Origin of the sequence: Bacillus sp. SKDU12, assembly GCF_010093085.1 — a bacterium.
Classification (GTDB): Bacteria; Bacillota; Bacilli; order Bacillales; family Bacillaceae; genus Bacillus; species Bacillus mexicanus.
On sequence record NZ_MSRC01000011.1, the window covers coordinates 1 to 18,217 of the forward strand.

Below are 18,217 nucleotides of genomic sequence, written 5' to 3' on the forward strand. Positions count from 1 at the left end.
TGGCGCTGAGCCGTTTCTTCAAATAGCTGATGAACCGTTTTGTCTGTCGGCACAGGCAGTGTTTTTCCTTTCCATGCCTCAAGAAGCGTTTGTTTTTCTGTTTCAGTAACGAGTGACAGGCTCGAAAGCGGCTGGTTCGGGTTTCCGGTTACTGCATCTAGAATTTGCATCCAGTATTGCTTCCAACGTTCAATTGTTTCAGGCTTAAACAGCGCTGTATTGTATTCAAGCACGAACGTCAGCCCTCCGTCCGTTTCGTCAGCCGTCAGTGTGATGTCAAACTTGGCCGTTTTCCGCTCAAACGGATGCGGCTCAAGCTGAATCCCTTTCATCGTTAAATCCTTGATGTTCGCATTTTGCATTGAAAATACGGCATCAAATAACGGATTTCTGCTCGTGTCTCGCTGAACCTGTACGTTCCCGATCAGGTCCTCAAGCGGGTAATCCTGTGCTTCAAAAGCGCTGAGTGCTGTTTCTTTCACTTCGCGAAGATAGTCAGTAAATAACTTTTCACCCTGCGGATACGTGCGCAGCGCCAATGTATTGACGAACATTCCGATCACGCGGCTGACTTCTGCTTGAGACCGTCCAACTACAGGTGAACCGACAATGATATCGTGCTGTCCGCTCAGTTTGGATAAAAATGCACTGTATGAAGCCAGAAGCACCATGTACAATGTGGAATCCGTTTCTTTTGCAAGCCTGCGCAGTTCATCAGCTTTGCCCGCTTCCAATGTAAAAGCAATGCGGTCACCTTCGAACGTTTGAACCGCAGGCCGGCTATAGTCAGTTGGAAGCGTCAGCACCGGCAGCTCGCCTTCCAACTCCTTCAGCCAATGCTCCTCTTGCTTCCTGTAAAGCTCAGACTGAATGAACTGCTGCTGCCACACGGCATAATCCTTATATTGAATACGGAGCGGTTCAAGGGTTTCTCCGTCGTACAGCTTCGAAAGCTCCTCAATCAGCACACCGACAGACGTACCGTCAGAAATAATATGATGCATATCGAATAGCAGCACATGCTCAGTGTTTGAATGCTTGATCAGACCCATTCTGAATAGCGGAAGCCGATCGACATGGAAAGGCTTGATAAACTCAGATACAATCCGTTCCGTCTCTTCTTCTGCAGCTTCAAAATAGGTCAGCTCACACTCAGCTTCCTCCCAGATCCGCTGCACCGTTTCTCCATCTTTCATTTCAAAGGTGGTTCTAAAGGCTTCATGTCGCTGCATTAACTGCTGCATGACGCTGTTCAGCCTTTCAACATCAAGTTCACCCGTAAGGCGCAGAACCGCCGGCATGTTATAGCTCGTTTGCGCTCCCTCAAGCTTTTCGAGTACGTACATCCGTTTTTGCGGTGAAGAAACAGGGTACGTATCTTGTTTCTTTGCCGGGCTGATGCTGATGGCTGTCCCTTTTTCAGCAGTGGCAATAACCTGTGCAAAGCCTTCAAGCGTCGGTGACTGGAAGAGATCTTTGAGTGACAGCTCAACACCCAGTTCCTGATGGACCAAGGCAAGCATCTTCATGCCTGCTAATGAATGTCCGCCGATATCAAAGAAATGGTCATAAACGCCGACTTGTTCAGCCTGAAGCACCTGTGCCCAAATGTCTGCGAGTTTTTCTTCGGTTTCATTTCGAGGCGCAACATATGACACACCTCTTGAGACACTGGCATCAGGAAGCGGGAGCGCTCTCCGGTCGATTTTTCCGTTTCCGGTCAGCGGCAGCTCGTCCATTTGGATAAATACCGCAGGAACCATATAAGCCGGCAGATCCTTCGCCGCATGCTCCCTTAGCTCTTGAGATGGGATGTCTCCCTCTCCGACAAAGTAAGCGCAGAGCAGCTTGCCTCCCGCTCCTTGATCAACAGCAAGCACGACAGTTTCCTGCACACGGTCATGGGTTTGCAGCTGATGTTCGATTTCTCCAAGCTCAATGCGCTGTCCGCGGATTTTCACCTGATGGTCGATTCTCCCGATGAATTCAATGTCGCCATTCGGCAGCCATCTGGCAAGGTCACCCGTTTTATACATGCGTTCGCCGGACATAAACGGATTCGGAACGAACTTCTCCTCAGTCAGTTCTGGACGGTTGTAATAGCCTTTCACAAGCCCTTCGCCGCTGACACAAAGCTCTCCGGCAATCCCTGCAGGCTGCACGTGTCCCGCCTGATCAAGGATATATACCTCTGTATTACTGACCGGTTTTCCAATCGGAACAGACAGTGTATGCTCCGGCAATTCATCAACCGAATGATATGTTGCGAAAACCGTGCTCTCAGACGGCCCGTACATGTGAAGCAGTTTGCCTTTCCCGACCGTTTGCAAAGCTTTTCTGATATGCTCAACCGAAGCCCGCTCCCCGCCAAACATAATCTTGCGCAATGTTGACAAGCACGATGGATTCAAGTCCACAAGCAGATGAAACAAAGCGGTTGTAATCATGAGAATGCTGATGTTTTCCCGCTCAATAACGCGAGACAGGCGAGCCATATCCAATACGGTTTCCTTCGGTATCAGCACAAGCTTGGCACCGTTTAATAAGGAACCGAACATATCAAACATAAACGCGTCAAACACGTAATTGGAAAGTCCGAGAATCGTATCCTGTTCAGTAATACTGAGATAATTCGTTTCCTTCACCGTGCGCAAAATATTGGCATGTGTCACGATATTCCCCTTTGGTGTTCCTGTCGTTCCGGAAGTATACGTCAGGTTGGCCATCGCCCCCGAATCAAGAGGCAGCGCGAGATTTTGGGCATCGGCATGATAGCTTTCTTCCTCATCCGCGAGTACAACAGCACCATCGAATTCTGCTTTTTCTGCTAAATCCTTTAATGTCTTCTGAGTGAGAAGCACCTTCGCTCCGCTGTCATGGAAGAAATGCCGCATCCGCTGGATCGGGTGCTCCGGATCAATCGGAACATAAGCTGATCCTGCTTTTAACACCGCGAGAATCGACACAATCATGTCCAGGGACCGATCACATAATACAGCCGCTGTTCTGCCTTCGCCTGCGCCAAGAGGAAGAATGCCGCGCGCTAACCGATTGGCCCGTTCATTCAGCTCACGATAAGTAAGTGATTCGCCTTCATATTGAAGCGCAGGATGATCTGGTGTTTTCGCCGCTTGCTCTTCAAACAGCTGAACGATCGTTTTGTCTTTCGGATAAGATGTTCTTTCTGGATTAAACTGTTGAATGTGAGAAGCAGCCTCCTCTTCAGAAAGAAGCGTGTATTCAGCTATTTGTCTTTCAGGCTCAGCCGAAGTATCTTCAAGCAAACGTGCAAAATGGTTGAGCATCCTTTCAGCCGTGCTTTGTTTAAATAGCTTCGTGCTGTAGTCCAATTCAAGCTCAATGCCTTGATCGGTTTCTCTCGCCTGCATCGTCAAATCAAATTTAGCAATCTTGAAGTTGGTCTCATGAACAGATATAGCCAGATCACCGACAGCCGGAATGCCCTCTGTCGCGTTTTGAAGACTGAACATCGTGTCAAACAGCGGATGTCTGCTTACATCACGCGGGATATTCAAATCATCAACAAGCCACTCAAACGGATAATCCTGATGAGAAAAAGCCTCCAGCACGTGCTTGCGTACGCGCGCGATTAAATCGGTAAACGTCTCGTTCTGCTTCACCTCACTGCGGATCGCGAGCGTATTGACAAACATCCCGACAATGCCCTCTGTATCAGAGTGGTTTCTGCCCGCTAACGGCGTCCCGACAATAATGTCATCTTGCCCGGTATACTTTGACAAAAGCGTATAGTAAGCAGATAGCATGACCATATACAGCGTGGCGCCATTTTGTTCAGCCAAACGATTAAGGCGATCCTTCAAACAAGCATCCAGCTTGATTGACACCCGGTCTCCTTCAAAGCTTTGAACAGACGGTCTCGGGTAATCGGGCTGAAGCTGAAGCACAGGAAGCTCGCCCGCAAAAGTTCCCTTCCAATACGCCCGGTCGCTCTGATACCCTTCAGCGGCCTGACCGCTTTGCCACACGGCGTAATCCTTATACTGAACACGAAGCTCTGGAAGCTGTTCGCCTCTGTATAACTGTGCTAACTCCTCCAAGATAATGCCGATGGATACACCGTCAGAAATCAAATGATGCATGTCAAACAGCAGCATATGACGGTTCTCTTCAAGCTCCATCAAGCCGATTCTGAATAGCGGCGCTTTTGCCAAGTCAAATCTTCGGACAAATGAAGTTATAACCGCTTCATCGGAACGGCCGCCTCTTTCAATCAATTCAATATTGAAATCAATGCTGTCATGAATTTTCTGTCTCGGCGTGCTGCCTTCAAGAACAAATGACGTTCTTAAAGACTCGTGGCGGAGGATTAACCCTTGAAATGCGCGCTCCAGCTTGTGGATTTCTAAAGGCCCTTCCAAAATCGCTGCCGCAGGCATGTTGTATCCGACTCTGGTATCGTCGAACTGGCTGACGATATACATTCGCTGCTGGGACAAGGAAAGCGGGTAATGCTCCTGTTTTTCGGCAGGTTCAATCGCCGCAAATGCCCGGCTGTCTCTGTGATCGACTTCCTCTGCAAGTGAAGCAATCGTCGGATGCTCAAACAAATATTGAAGCGGAATCTCAGCACCTGTTTCCTTATGAATCTTTGTTAAAAGCGTCATCGCCTTTAAGGAATGACCGCCCGTTTCAAAGAAATTGTCAAAAATCCCCGCCTTTTCAACATTCAGCACGTCCTGCCAAATGGCTGCGATTGCTTTTTCCGTCTCATTGCGCGGCGCCGTATAGACCGTTCCGCTGACTGCCTTCACCTCTAGTGCAAACAGCTTGCGTCGGTCTACTTTACCGCTTGGCGTAAGCGGAATTTCTGTGATTTCTGTAAAATATGCCGGCACCATATAGTCAGGAAGCTTTCTCGCCGCATGCTCCCGCAGACTGACTGGAGCAAATTCGCCGCCAGGCTTCCGCACCACATAGGCGCAAACCTCAAGATTTCCCTGTTCGTCAGGACGAGCCAAAACAACCGCTTTCGCAACGTCTGGCGCCTGCTGAATCACAGCTTCAATTTCACCAAGCTCAATCCGATATCCGCGGACTTTGACCTGATCATCTTCTCTTCCTAAATATTCGATTGTTCCATCTGGCAGCCAGCGCACCACATCTCCTGTACGGTACATGCGATCGTCTGGCACGAACGGATCTTGTAAAAACTTCTCATCCGTCAATTCAGGCAAATGCAAATAACCTCGGCCGACACCATCGCCCGCGATGTAAAGCTCGCCCGTCACGCCTTCCGGCTGCAGCCGGCCTTTTTGATCCAAAATATATAAGCGGTTATTTCCCAGCGCTTTCCCGATTGGCACATACGCTGATTGAACGGTACTCTCTGGATTAACCGGATGAACAGACGCGTCCACACACGTTTCGGTCGGTCCATACACATTTGTCAAACGCAGCGCTGTGCCTGCTTCCTTAAACAGCTTTAGCAGCTTGTCTGCAACAACAGACGAGAGGCCCTCTCCTCCGATCAGCATATGCTCCAGTTTGAGCCCTTCAAAATCTCCCGCTGCGATCAGCATTTGCAGATGGGCCGGTGTTCCGTCCGTCGCTTCAATGCTGTTCCTGCGATAATAGGCAGCAAGCGCAGATCCGTTCGTCACTGTTTTTTTCGGTACGATATAAAGTGTTTGTCCCAAAAGAAGCGACGCGAAGATCTGCTTTACTGACGCATCAAAATGGAACGGCGCAAGCAATGCCATCCGCAATGTCTGGCTGCCGCTTTGGTAAATCGTCCGCTGTAAAGATTCAACCAAATGATGAACCTGGCGATGCTCGATCATTACGCCTTTCGGACGTCCGGTTGTTCCCGATGTGTAAATAATATAAGCAAGGTTTCTCGCGTTCACATCTGCATTCAAGCTTTCACTCGCACCTTCTGCCATTGCCTGATCAAAATCAATCAGCTCAGCATTAGCTGCAGGAGTCGCAACCTTCGATTCAGTCAGGATAAAGTCCGCACCGCAGTCCTCCAGAATATATTGAATGCGCTCTGCCGGAAAAGCGGGATCGATCGGCACATAAGCTCCGCCGGCTTTTAAAATCCCCAAAATAGACGTAATCACCCGTTCTGAGCGTTCAATCAGTACCGCGACAGGACTGTCCGGGCCAATGCCTTTCTTTTTCAGCACATTGGCGATACGTGCAGATTGCTCATGTAACGATTGATAGGTCAATGTTTGATCTTCAAATACAACCGCCGGCTGATCAGCAAGCCGTTCAGCCTGTTCGCGGAACAGTTCTGGAATCGTCATATCCTTACGATAGCTGACAGATTCACCGCCGGCCATCTCAAGCAGCTTCTCTTTCTCCGACTCAGAAACCAGCGTTAATTCATCAATCGCAAGATCTGGATGCACTAACGCGTTTTGCAGCATCGTCATCATGCGTTCACAAACATTTTTGATTTCTTCACGCGAAAATAGATCAGTGCGATAATCAAAATCAATGGTAAGTTTCCCAGTATCCCATCGATCCTTCACATGAATGGAGACATCATTTAATCCGCTGCCGCTGAAAATCGGCTCAGTCAAAAAGGCAAGACTCTCTTCTTTCTGCCACTGCATCACTTGATATTCAAGAGATACCGTAAACAGCTTCGTCAAAGAACTTTTCGATTCACGCAAATCATTGATCAGAAGGTTATAAGGGTACTTTTGGTGACGAAGGGTCTTCATGAGATCCTTCATTCGGTCTTTGACAAAATCTAAAAACGCTTGTCCGCCGTCAATATTTGTTCGAAGCGGAACCGTGGAAACAAACATTCCGAGCATCTGCTTCTCTTTCGCATTCGTCCGGTTGCCCATAAAGGTTCCCGTCACAACATCATTTTGGCCGCTGACTCTGTATAAATAAGCGGCAAGCACCGATTGAAACACAGAAAGCACACTGACCTTGTTCGCCTCACAAAATGATAGAATCTGCTGATGAAGCGCTTCAGGCACATCTTCAGAGAACCTCTCAGCACTTAAACTTCCTCCTGCACCAGTATTCCGTTTCAAGGAAACAAGTTCAGGCACCGATTCAAATTGTTTGTTCCAAAACGTCTTGTCCTTTTCAAACCGCTTTGATTGAGCATAGTCCTGTTCAGATAAAACATGATCGATAAATGAATGCGAGATGCCTTCTTTTGTGTCTGAACCGCTGGCTAATTCTGAATAAATGTGCATAATCGCATTTCCGAGAATATTCATAGAAATTCCATCCGAAATCACGTGATGAACATTTGCATAAAACCACACTTCATTTTCCTTTAACGTAAACAAGGAAAAACGGAACAAATCACAATCGTATAACGGCAAAGGTTTTTTCGTTTCCTCCCGGCTCCATTGTGAAATGGACTCTATCGCATTTGGATCTCTAGTGGTGTCTGTATGTTTTATATCAACAGGCCGATACTCGCTTATATATTGGACTGGCTCCCCGTTTTCATCGAGCCGCAAACGAAGGCGCATGGCGTCATTTCTCCGGATAAACTCTTGAATGGCCTTCTCAACAAGCTCCCATTCAATTTTATCAACTGAAACCAGCTTACCAATCCCAGCAAGATTTGAAATACTTGTGTGAGGATAAAATTTTTCTGTATACCAAATTCGTTTTTGTGCATCCGTTAAAGGGTAAAAAGTTATTTCCATATTATGATTCCTCCCCTAATCTTTATAAGCCGTGAACATGTGCAACGTATTTTCTTTTTCTTATCCATAAAACCTTTTAATTCTTATGACCTAATAATCAAAAAAGTCTAAAGAACCACACAAAAAGCAGTGCAACGAAACAAAAAAAGCAGTTTACCTCTATTAAACGAACTGCCGCCAACCATCATTGTGGGTTTAACAAGCAGATTACGCCCCGTATCCCCCTCATTCCATTAGGAAACATTTCTGTCTATTTATTCATTGTTTTCAATATTTTTTACCTTGTCACCGTTCACTTTAAATGAAAAAAATATTTTTATCACCGAAAATTAGGTTAAAAGTTTCATGCGGTATACCGAAAGATTCCAGTTTATTTACTGGGATATTTTTGCGTCATGCCGCAAAAATTTCCACTAAACATTATTTACAGAAAAATAAAAACATTTCAAAAAAACGCTCGACCTATTTACCATAAGCTTTTTAATTCTTTACATAACATCTATTTACAGCGCAAAAACCGAAAAACACACAAAAAAAGACCTCTTTATGATAAGAGGTCTTACAACGATTCTTTAATGACATTTTTATTGATATCAATCAATTCCATATAGCCTTTCCCCCACTCATACATAGCTTCAAGTATGGGCATCAGGCTTTCTCCTTGCGGGGTTAAGGAATATTCAACTTTCGGCGGGACAACCGGATATACTTCCCTGTGAACAATCATATCCTCCTCAAGCTCTCTCAGCTGATTCACGAGAATCTTCTGCGTAATATCAGGAATCAAAGCTTTCAATTCATTGAATCGTTTTGTGCCTTCTTTTCCTAAATGCCACAAAATGAGCATTTTCCATTTACCACCGATCACCGCAAGCGTTAATTCTTTCTCACAATTAAACCTTTTGTTGTCCATCCGGCTCAAAAGAAATCCCCCCCTCAGTATATTTTTTGTATGTTAAATACGTATCATCACTTACTTACTTTTTTGCAGACACATTTTTATTATAAACACTCATAAAAATAAGCGAAAGAAATCTGATTGTTTTTCCTAACAGTATCCTCCAAGTAACTAGTTGACTTCAAAGTGCCTACTTCTCAATAAAAGAGGGAACCTATAGAATGAACAATACATTCGCAAAAAGGAGTAGATCAGAAATGGAATTACAACTAGCATTAGACCTCGTAAATATCCCAGAAGCCATCGAGCTCGTCAAAGAAGTGGAACAACACATCGACGTAGTTGAGATCGGAACACCGGTTGTCATTAATGAAGGCCTCAAAGCCGTTAAAGAAATGAAAGAAGCATTTCCGAAATTGAAGGTATTAGCAGACCTGAAAATCATGGATGCCGGCGGATACGAAATCATGAAAGCGTCAGAAGCAGGCGCTGACATCATCACTGTGTTGGGAGCTACAGACGACGCAACGATTAAAGGCGCTGTAGAAGAAGCGAAAAAACAGAACAAGAAAATTTTAGTAGATATGATTAACGTGAAAGATATTGAATCTCGCGCGAAAGAAATTGACGCACTCGGCGTTGATTACATTTGCGTCCACACTGGCTACGATCTTCAAGCAGAGGGCAAAAATTCTTTCGAAGAATTAACGACAATCAAAAATGCCGTAAAAAACGCAAAAACTGCAATTGCGGGCGGAATCAAACTTGATACGCTGCCAGAAGTGATCAAGCAAAAGCCTGATCTTGTCATTGTCGGAGGCGGAATCACAAGTGCAGCTGATAAAGCGGGAACAGCTTCAAAAATGAAACAGCTTATTGCCCAAGGATAACGTGATGAAAACGACTGAATACGTAACGGAAATTCTCAATGAGTTACGCCGTTCAGCGGCATATATTTCTGAGGAAGAAGCTGATCAGCTTGCCGACCGCATTCTCTCATCCAACCAAATTTTCACTGCGGGTGCGGGACGGTCTGGCCTGATGGCAAAATCCTTTGCGATGCGATTGCTGCACATGGGCTTCAACGCACATATTGTCGGTGAGATTCTCACTCCGCCGCTCCACGAAGGAGATCTCGTCATAATAGGCTCAGGGTCAGGCGAGACAAAGAGCCTGATCCATACAGCAGAAAAAGCAAAAAGCTTACACGGAGTTGTGGCCGCTTTAACGATCAATCCGGACTCAAGCATCGGCAAACAAGCGGATCTCATCGTCAAAATGCCTGGTTCTCCTAAAGACCAATCAAAAGGAAGCAATAAAACCATACAGCCAATGGGATCATTATTCGAGCAAACTTTGCTGCTGTTCTATGATGCAGTGATTTTAAAACTCATGGAGAAACAAGGACTCGATTCTAAAACCATGTTCACCCATCACGCAAACCTTGAATAGCGTCACACAACCGGCCTGAAGATCAGGCCGGTTTTATTATTTTCTAAAATAAAACTTTAAACCTGAAAATCCGATAAATAATATGATCTGCAAATCATAAAAAGGAGGAAATATAGTGATAAAACAACTAAAGCTTAAACTAGGAACAAAAATTCTATTCCTGGTTTTCGTGATTATTCTTTTGTTTTCAATATCTGTCGGCACTGTGATGCTTAAGGAGATTACAGGCGGCATGAAACAAATGGCGACTGAAAAAGCGAAAGGTGATCTCGCTTTAAGCAGCACATATATTGATGATGTCGTTTCAGGGGACTGGCAGGTAAAAAACAATAAGCTTTATAAAGGCCAAACACAAATTAACGGAAATGAAGATATCGTTGATCTGCTTGGCGAAAAAACAGGCGATACTATAACTATTTTTCTACAGGATACTCGTGTTGCAACCAATGTCATGAAAAACGGCGAAAGAGCTGTCGGCACTCAAGCTTCTTCTGAAGTTACTGACGCTGTTTTAAAGAATGGAAAACAATTCTACGGACAAGCAGACGTGGCGGGTTCTTCTTATCAGACGGCATACATGCCTTTAAAAGATCAAAACGGGAATATTATCGGCATGCTGTATACTGGAGCCAATCAAAACATCTTAGCATCACTGACGCATTCTCTTTTCACTCAATTCTCTATCGTTCTTGTTATTGTCATCATTGTATCAATTATCCTTGTTGTGCTTTTCACCAGAAGAATCAATAAACGGCTGAACACTTTAAAATCCGCCTTTGAAAGTGCCGGAGACGGAGATATGACAATCGAGGTGTCAGACAAATCCGGTGACGAGCTATCAGAACTCAGCGTCTATTACAATAAGATGAGAATGAAATTGAATGATACCATTCAAACCGTACAGCACTCAGCCCTTCAGCTAGCGTCTGCCTCTCAGCAGCTCTCAGCGGGAGCAGAGGAAACAAATCAAGCTTCAGAAAAGATTACAGAAGCTGTACAACAGATAGCAAATGGAGCTCAGCATCAAATCACCCGAATTGAAAACAGCGAAAGCTCATTAAAACAAGCTTCAGCGGACATCCGGCATATTTCTGCAAACACATCCGCTATCGCTGACAAAGGACAGCTGGCACAATCAAAAGCTGACATTGGGCAAAAGGAAATTTCAGATATACAGGCACAAATGGATGCGATTCACGATTCGATCGAGAAAAGCGGAGAAATCATACTCCAGCTGGAGGGCCGCTCTAAGCAAATTGAGGATATTTTGTCTGTTATCACCCAAATTGCCGATCAGACAAACCTGCTTGCGCTGAATGCCGCGATTGAGGCTGCAAGAGCCGGTGAACACGGTAAAGGATTTGCAGTTGTTGCTGATGAAGTACGTAAATTAGCGGAAGAATCTCAACGATCCGCGGGACAGATTTCAAAACTAATCACAGAAATACAAAAAGATATGAACCAATCTGCAAGATCTGTTGAGCATGTGAAAACAGAGGCTGCGGAAGGTGTCACCATGATCCAGCGCACCAGAGATGCATTTAAGGAAATTACAGCGGCAACAGGAGAAATCAGCGCTGAAATCAGTGACCTCTCAGCATCTGTATCAAACATTTCAGCCAGTACACACGACATAAATGAATCCTTTTCAGCCAATACAGCCGATATTAAAAGTTCTACTGAACATACCCGGCAGGCGGCTGCGTTAACAGAAGAGCAATTTGCTGCAATGGAAGAGATTACTGCAGCGTCTGAAACATTATCTCAATTAGCCGAGGAGCTTACTGGTATCATAAGCCAATTTAAAATGATTAATCAACCCGAAAACAGTCAATAACTTACTGTCAATATTGTAAATTGGCAAAGGTATTCTACTGAAAATTAATATTTCGATCTGCTAAAATTACAATTTCAGCAAAAAACTGATCGTAAAACTAAAAATTTCATCCTTTACACCATATACTTTCTGGATTACCCTTGGAACAGCTTTAAGTTGCTAAAAGCGGGAGGTGAACAGCACGATGAACATCATAAAAACAATACTTCTCGCCATCATCGTCATAGCAGCTGCAGCTGCCGGCCTGATAAAGGGAGACTTTTTCTCAACTGATCAAAAACCATCTCCAACGAAAGAGGATGACAAAACAATCGCTCTCCCTTCTGACCGTTATCCCGAAACGGCCAAACACATTAAGGATGCGATTAATGAAGGACACTCAGATGTGTGCACCATTGACAGAGATGGAGCTGAGGAACGCCGTGAGCAATCATTAAAAGACGTATCGCCAAAAACAGGGTATGACAGGGATGAATGGCCAATGGCCATGTGCAAAGAAGGCGGTGAAGGGGCTTCTGTAGAATATATTTCTCCCGCTGACAACCGCGGTGCAGGCTCTTGGGTTGGTCATCAGCTTACCGATTATCCAGACGGCACAAAAGTTTTATTCACGATTCAATAAATAATAGAGGAGGAACAGCACATTGATCAAGTCATGGAAACCGCAAGAACTGTCGATTTCATATCATCAATTTACTGTATTTCAAAAGGGTTCTGCACCTCCTGTTATGGATTGGACTGACGAAGCGATCGAAAAAGGATTTGCGGCGGCGGACGGAGCGATTTCTTTTGAAGCACAGAGAAATACAAAGGCTTTTATTCTTGTGCGCCTAAACAGTTTAGAAACCGTAAACTCCTGCGAAAAGAAAGTGACTGTTCCTTTTCAGGTCACAGAAAACGGAATTGAAATTGAAAGCATCATGTCTAAAAGGCTGGCCTATGACCTTCCGAAGGGAGACTATCAATTGACATGCTGGACTGTGCCGGCTGAAATGTCAGACCTTCACGCAGACACTTATATTATTGATGCTGTTTCTGTGTAATGATAATGTCCCTGAGAGTATGACTCTCTCAGGGACATTTCATAAACTTTCCCCATTCGTCTTCATTACATCCGGATACCTAAAACGTTTTAAATGATTCATCGATATTTTTTTAAAAAATTCACTTACAAAACTGGCATTATACCCTATAAAAAAGCACCCAATTCCTGTTGGATGCTTACCGTTGATGTGTATGAGGATGAGGCTTTGGTACAAAGCCGTTTTGTTTCATCATGTCAAAGTGTTTGTCCATGTGATCTTTGATGTGTTCTCCTCTTTCTTTTGGCAGAACACCGTATTGAACATACTTTGAAATTACATCTTTACGCTTTTTTAGTATCTCTGCTTCCAGCTGTTCAATTTCCTTCTTTTGCTGATCTGTCAATGTGACATTTGCGGGAGGCTGCTGCTGTTTGTCAGCGGCTTCAGCTGCGCCGGCCAGAGATATGAGTGTCGCGGCAATGAATATTGTGATGATATTGAGTTTTATTTTCTCCATCCAATTTATTCCTCCAATCGTATTTTTTATAGGGTTTGCTGCCGCGCTTTTTTTATACATGCAAAATAAAAAGAGCGAAACCATTATTCGCTCTTTCTAATCTGTTCGTCAGTATAAAGTTCTTCTTCACCAGGAGACGCGTAAGTGACATACGTTCCCGCGATTAAATCATGCAGTGTCCGTTTGTCATCTCGAACGCCAATCATAATCAGGCTGGCGATCAAGCCGAGTCCAAAGGTTATAGTGTATACCAGACCGGCAACAATAACCCGCAAAAACATTGTTAATAGATTAACCTGCGTCCCATCTTTTTTTACGATTCTGATTCCGCAGATTCTTTTTCCGATAAGATAGCCCTGCCAAAATACCGGCAGCACCATAGAGTACAGCAGGACAATCAGACTGATGAACATACTGTCGTTTGGGTCTTTTCCTGTAATCACCCAATAGATCAGCAAAAGAGGCACCGAGACAATAATGTAATCTAGCAATGAAGCTCCCAGTCTAATCCAAAATCCAGCTGGTTTGTAAATATTCATGTGACTCCCCCATTATGGTTTCAGTATTGCTTTGATGTTTCCATCTTTTTTCTTATCAAATATATCATATGCTTTAGGGGCGTCTGCAAGACTTAATTTATGCGTAATGATATCTGTTGGATCGATTTCTTGCTTTTTCACCATTTCATACAGCATCGGCATGAGATGGATGACTGGCGCCTGCCCCATTTTAATAGATATATTTCTTGTGAAGAAATCACCGACCGGAAAGCCGTCCGCTTGAGAAATATAGGCCCCTGTCAGCTGAACTGTGCCAAACTTTCGGACGGATTCAGCAGCGGTCAGGATCGGGCTGATTGTTCCAAACTGATTTGGCTTTTTAGACATATCTTCTTTAGAAAGCGGCGTTCCGTCCATTCCCACGCAATCAATGACAACGTCTGCTCCGCCATTTGTTTCATTATAAAGAAGCTTCCCGATTTCATCATGCTCTGTAAAATTAAATGTCTCTACCCCGTTTGTCCGTTTTGAGTGCTCAAGCCGATGCGGCACTTGGTCAACGGAGATGACACGTTTTGCACCCTTCATCCAAGCAAATTTTTGCGCCATCAATCCAATTGGTCCTGCTCCTAAAATTAAGACGGTATCACCTTTTTTCACACCGCTGTGCTCCACGCTCCAATACGCGGTCGGCATGACATCGGATAAAAATAATACTTGTTCATCCTCAAGCTCGCTGTCTGCCGGAATTTTAAAAGAAGAAAAGTCAGCGTATGGGACACGGAGGTATTCCGCCTGTCCACCTGGAAAATTGCCGTTAAATTCGGAGAATCCAAATAAGCCGCCTGCATCTGTATGCGGATTAGGGTTTGATTCATCACATTGGCTTTCCATCTGATGCTTGCAATAGAAGCATTCACCACAGCCAATGTTAAACGGAATGACAACACGATCGCCCTTTTTTAACGTTTTGACATCGTTTCCGACTTCTTCTACGATCCCCATTGGTTCATGCCCGATGATATAATCCGGAGCCGCTGGAATTCCGTTTTTATATAGATGAAGATCGGAGCCGCAAATTCCTGTTGCGGTAATACGAATAATGGCGTCCTTCGCATCCTGAATCCCAGGGTCTGCTACGTTCTTCACTTCAACATGCTCTTTTCCTTGATATGTCAGTGCTTTCATGCTTGTACAACTCCTTTTTTATCACTGGTTCCCTTTGCAGCTGCTTTTAAACGTTTCACACGTTTTTGTATACACAATTCTAACTTTTTGAAAACGCCATCAACATGTTGCAACCCATTATGTTCAATGCTATCTTTTTAGTTGATTAACAGATTGGGGGAAACATAGGTGAAATCATTCAAAGCCGTCATTTTCAGCTTTACAATGGCTTTCTTTCTTATATTGGCGGCCTGTTCCGGCAAAAATGAAGCCGAAAATACAGGCTGGGAGCAGATCAAAGAAAAAGGGAAAATTGTTGTTGCTACATCAGGCACGCTTTATCCCACGTCTTTTCACGATACCGATTCTGGTTCTGATAAGCTGACAGGCTACGAGGTTGAGGTCGTTCGTGAAGCGGCAAAACGTCTTGGGCTGAAGGTTGAGTTCAAGGAGATGGGTATTGACGGGATGCTGACAGCGGTGAATAGCGGCCAGGTTGATGCAGCCGCAAATGACATCGATGTCACGAAAGACCGTGAGAAGAAGTTCGCGTTCTCTACTCCATATAAATATTCATACGGCACAGCTATCGTCAGAAAAGACGATTTATCTGGGATTAAAACGTTTACGGATTTAAAGGGAAAGAAAGCGGCTGGCGCAGCTACGACAGTCTACATGGATGTCGCAAGAAAATACGGTGCCAAAGAAGTGATTTATGATAATGCGACCAACGAGCAGTATTTAAAAGATGTCGCCAACGGACGCACTGATATCATTTTGAATGACTATTACCTGCAGACGCTTGCGCTCGCAGCGTTCCCGGATCTCAACATTACGATCCATCCTGACATCAAATACATGCCGAACAAACAGGCGCTTGTTATGAAAAAAAGCAATGCGGCACTTCAGAAAAAGATGAACGAAACGCTGAAAGAGATGAGCAAGGATGGCACTTTGGCTAAGCTGTCGAAGCAGTTTTTCAATAAAGCAGATGTATCAAAGAAACTGGATACCGACGTTCAAGACGTTGATTTGTAATCGGACGCCATGATCAATAGCATTCAGTGGGAATATATTTTCAATACAAAGCTGGCCATTGAATCGTTTCCTTATGTCATTAAAGGCATTGGGTACACACTGCTCATCTCTTTTGTAAGCATGTTTGCCGGAATGGTGCTCGGCCTGTTCCTATCACTCGCCAGAATGTCTCAGCTTGCCTTGTTAAGGTGGCCGGCGAAGCTCTATATTTCCTTTATGCGAGGCGTTCCGATTTTGGTGATCTTGTTTATCCTTTATTTCGGATTTCCTTATATCGGCATTGAATTTTCCGCTGTCACAGCAGCTTTGCTTGGCTTTAGCTTTAACAGTGCCGCCTATATTGCGGAAATTAACCGTTCAGCTATTTCATCCGTTGACAAAGGACAATGGGAAGCCGCATCATCTCTCGGCCTTTCCTATTGGCAGACGATGAAGGGCATTATTTTGCCGCAATCAATCCGTATTGCCCTGCCGCCCCTTGCCAATGTATTGCTCGACTTAATCAAAGCGTCCTCTCTCGCTGCGATGATTACAGTGCCGGAATTGCTCCAACACGCAAAAATCATCGGCGGCAGAGAGTTTGATTACATGACCATGTATATTCTGACCGCTCTCATTTATTGGGCCATTTGCTCAGCAGCGGCCGCTATTCAGAATATCCTTGAGAAAAAATACGCTCATTATGTTTAAACAAACGTTTCATTAATAAAAGCCGCTCCGCAGGGGACGGCTTTTTTCTATTGATTCAGCTTCATCCCCACAATGCGCGCTAGGCTTGTTCGCAATAGAATATGCCAGACGCACCAGATAATTCTTAGAAGCGAACAGTTTTTTGGTTCACCATTTTAAAACCTAAACATCAGCCGGGCTGCTTTCTGCTCTCAAGCTTTTTTTCCAGTAAAAGCTTGCGGCAAGCACGAGCGCAAACGCCAGCAGCGCGATACAGGCAAACGTGATAAAACCGATTGCATATGTGCCTGTCATCTGTTTTAGCGATCCTAAAATGTTTGGCAGGAAAAAACCTCCAATACCGCCGGCTGCGCCGACGATTCCCGTCACCATGCCGATTTCTTTGCGAAAGCGCTGCGGGACGAGCTGGAATACGGCTCCATTCCCCATTCCGAGTCCCATCATTCCGACAAATAAAAGAACAATGACCATTGAGAGAGATGGCAGGCTGCTGACCCCGGCCATACAGAGGGTCACGATGATAAATAAGACAGAAAGAACTTTCGTGCCGCCCACAAGATCTGAAATCCAGCCCCCGACAGGCCGGAAAAAGCTTCCCGCTGCCACACATAATGTAACGAAATCACCCGCGTGAATTTTTGACAGCTGGTATTGATCGACAAAGAAAATAGATAAAAAGCTTGATAGCCCGACAAACCCGCCGAATGTGACGCTGTACAGCAGGCAGAAAAACCATGTTTCCTTTTGCCTGAACACATGCAGATAGTTTTTAAGCGGCTGCGGCGCCAGCTGTGCAGGAGAATCCTTTGCCATAGATAGAAAAAGAACAAAGACGATCAGTAAAGGAATAAGCGCAAATCCCATGACGATATGCCAGCCGAACTGCTCGGCGAGACGCGGGCCAAACAGGGTTGCAAACAACGTACCGCTGTTTCCCGCACCAGCGATCCCCATCGCCAGCCCTTGCAAATGAGGCGGATACCACCGGCTTGCCATAGGCAGTGCTACAGCAAAGCTTGCCCCCGCCACGCCAAGCAGAATCCCGATGGCATAAAGCTCAGGCAACGAACGGCCGCCAAATGTCCCCCACAGCAGCGGAATCATTGTCACCAGCATTCCGATTACTGCCGTTTTTTTCGGTCCGATTCTGTCTGTTAACACACCTAAAATGATTCGAAATACAGATCCTGATAAAATCGGCACAGCTACGACAAGCCCTTTCTCAAAAGGAGACAGGCCAAAATCCTGAGAAATATAAACACCCAGCGCTCCAAGCATAACCCATATCATAAAACTCACATCAAAGTATAAAAAGGAACAAAACAAAGTGAGTGGATGTCCGCTGGTTTTCAGTTCCGATAGCTTCATAAGATTCCCCTTTCTTGGCTCTCGATTATTTTAAATTTTCTGAATTAAGGAT

13 protein-coding genes are annotated in these 18,217 nt (G+C 44.9%); 7 read left to right on the forward strand and 6 right to left on the reverse strand.

Going from position 1 to position 18,217, the window contains the following annotated elements; all coding sequences use genetic code 11:
• Positions 1–7,673, reverse strand: a 7,673-nt coding sequence (gene srfAA, locus BTW01_RS10960; protein ID WP_162103018.1) for a surfactin non-ribosomal peptide synthetase SrfAA, incomplete at its 3' end; no start/stop codon positions are given.
• 559 nt (positions 7,674–8,232) lie between these two features.
• Positions 8,233–8,595, reverse strand: coding sequence for a transcriptional activator HxlR (gene hxlR / locus BTW01_RS10965; protein WP_162103019.1), 363 nt, complete (start codon positions 8,593–8,595; stop codon positions 8,233–8,235).
• A gap of 233 nt (positions 8,596–8,828) precedes the next feature.
• Between hxlR and hxlA the strand changes: the two genes are divergently transcribed.
• The 5 genes from hxlA (at position 8,829) to BTW01_RS10990 (ending at position 12,903) form a co-directional block, all read left to right on the forward strand.
• Positions 8,829–9,461: a 3-hexulose-6-phosphate synthase gene (gene hxlA, locus BTW01_RS10970; RefSeq protein WP_162103020.1), complete on the forward strand. Its 633-nt coding sequence runs from the start codon at positions 8,829–8,831 to the stop codon at positions 9,459–9,461.
• A 4-nt stretch (positions 9,462–9,465) separates the two neighbouring features.
• Complete coding sequence (gene hxlB, locus BTW01_RS10975; RefSeq protein WP_162103021.1) at positions 9,466–10,023, forward strand: 6-phospho-3-hexuloisomerase; 558 nt, start codon at positions 9,466–9,468, stop codon at positions 10,021–10,023.
• Positions 10,024–10,135: 112 nt separating this feature from the next.
• Entirely contained in the window at positions 10,136–11,860 is a 1,725-nt protein-coding gene (gene tlpC, locus BTW01_RS10980) for a methyl-accepting chemotaxis protein TlpC (RefSeq protein ID WP_162103160.1), read from the forward strand.
• A 172-nt stretch (positions 11,861–12,032) separates the two neighbouring features.
• Positions 12,033–12,482: a DNA-entry nuclease gene (nucA, locus tag BTW01_RS10985; RefSeq protein ID WP_162103022.1), complete on the forward strand. Its 450-nt coding sequence runs from the start codon at positions 12,033–12,035 to the stop codon at positions 12,480–12,482.
• A gap of 22 nt (positions 12,483–12,504) precedes the next feature.
• Positions 12,505–12,903 (forward strand): competence protein ComJ, encoded by a 399-nt coding sequence (locus BTW01_RS10990; RefSeq protein WP_162103023.1) that lies wholly within the window; start codon positions 12,505–12,507, stop codon positions 12,901–12,903.
• A 178-nt stretch (positions 12,904–13,081) separates the two neighbouring features.
• Here BTW01_RS10990 and BTW01_RS10995 read toward each other — a convergent pair whose 3' ends face one another.
• The 3 genes from BTW01_RS10995 to BTW01_RS11005 form a co-directional block, all read right to left on the reverse strand.
• Positions 13,082–13,402, reverse strand: coding sequence for a YckD family protein (locus tag BTW01_RS10995; protein WP_162103024.1), 321 nt, complete (start codon positions 13,400–13,402; stop codon positions 13,082–13,084).
• Between the two features lie 83 nt (positions 13,403–13,485).
• Positions 13,486–13,941 carry an RDD family protein gene (locus BTW01_RS11000; protein WP_162103025.1) on the reverse strand — a complete coding sequence of 152 codons (456 nt, stop codon included), beginning with the start codon at positions 13,939–13,941 and terminating at the stop codon, positions 13,486–13,488.
• 12 nt (positions 13,942–13,953) lie between these two features.
• Positions 13,954–15,090, reverse strand: coding sequence for a zinc-dependent alcohol dehydrogenase (locus tag BTW01_RS11005; RefSeq protein WP_162103026.1), 1,137 nt, complete (start codon positions 15,088–15,090; stop codon positions 13,954–13,956).
• Positions 15,091–15,258: 168 nt separating this feature from the next.
• Between BTW01_RS11005 and BTW01_RS11010 the strand changes: the two genes are divergently transcribed.
• Together BTW01_RS11010 and BTW01_RS11015 are read left to right on the forward strand one after the other, a co-directional pair.
• On the forward strand, positions 15,259–16,107 hold the full coding sequence (locus BTW01_RS11010) for a transporter substrate-binding domain-containing protein (RefSeq protein ID WP_162103027.1): 849 nt from the start codon (positions 15,259–15,261) through the stop codon (positions 16,105–16,107).
• Positions 16,108–16,116: 9 nt separating this feature from the next.
• The gene (locus BTW01_RS11015; RefSeq protein WP_162103028.1) at positions 16,117–16,797 is read left to right on the forward strand and encodes an amino acid ABC transporter permease; all 681 of its coding nucleotides are present in this window, start codon (positions 16,117–16,119) and stop codon (positions 16,795–16,797) included.
• 162 nt (positions 16,798–16,959) lie between these two features.
• On the opposite strand, the gene BTW01_RS11020 is transcribed toward BTW01_RS11015, so the two are convergent.
• The gene (locus BTW01_RS11020; protein ID WP_162103029.1) at positions 16,960–18,165 is read right to left on the reverse strand and encodes an MFS transporter; all 1,206 of its coding nucleotides are present in this window, start codon (positions 18,163–18,165) and stop codon (positions 16,960–16,962) included.
• Positions 18,166–18,217: the final 52 nt, after the last annotated feature.

Coding starts and splice junctions, on each gene's coding strand:
- BTW01_RS11020 (WP_162103029.1), bottom strand. CDS start 18,165: ATGAAGCTATCGGAACTGAAAACCAGCGGACATCCACTCACTTTGTTT.
- hxlA (WP_162103020.1), top strand. CDS start 8,829: ATGGAATTACAACTAGCATTAGACCTCGTAAATATCCCAGAAGCCATC.
- BTW01_RS10995 (WP_162103024.1), bottom strand. CDS start 13,402: ATGGAGAAAATAAAACTCAATATCATCACAATATTCATTGCCGCGACA.
- hxlB (WP_162103021.1), top strand. CDS start 9,466: ATGAAAACGACTGAATACGTAACGGAAATTCTCAATGAGTTACGCCGT.
- BTW01_RS11005 (WP_162103026.1), bottom strand. CDS start 15,090: ATGAAAGCACTGACATATCAAGGAAAAGAGCATGTTGAAGTGAAGAAC.
- BTW01_RS11000 (WP_162103025.1), bottom strand. CDS start 13,941: ATGAATATTTACAAACCAGCTGGATTTTGGATTAGACTGGGAGCTTCA.
- BTW01_RS11015 (WP_162103028.1), top strand. CDS start 16,117: ATGATCAATAGCATTCAGTGGGAATATATTTTCAATACAAAGCTGGCC.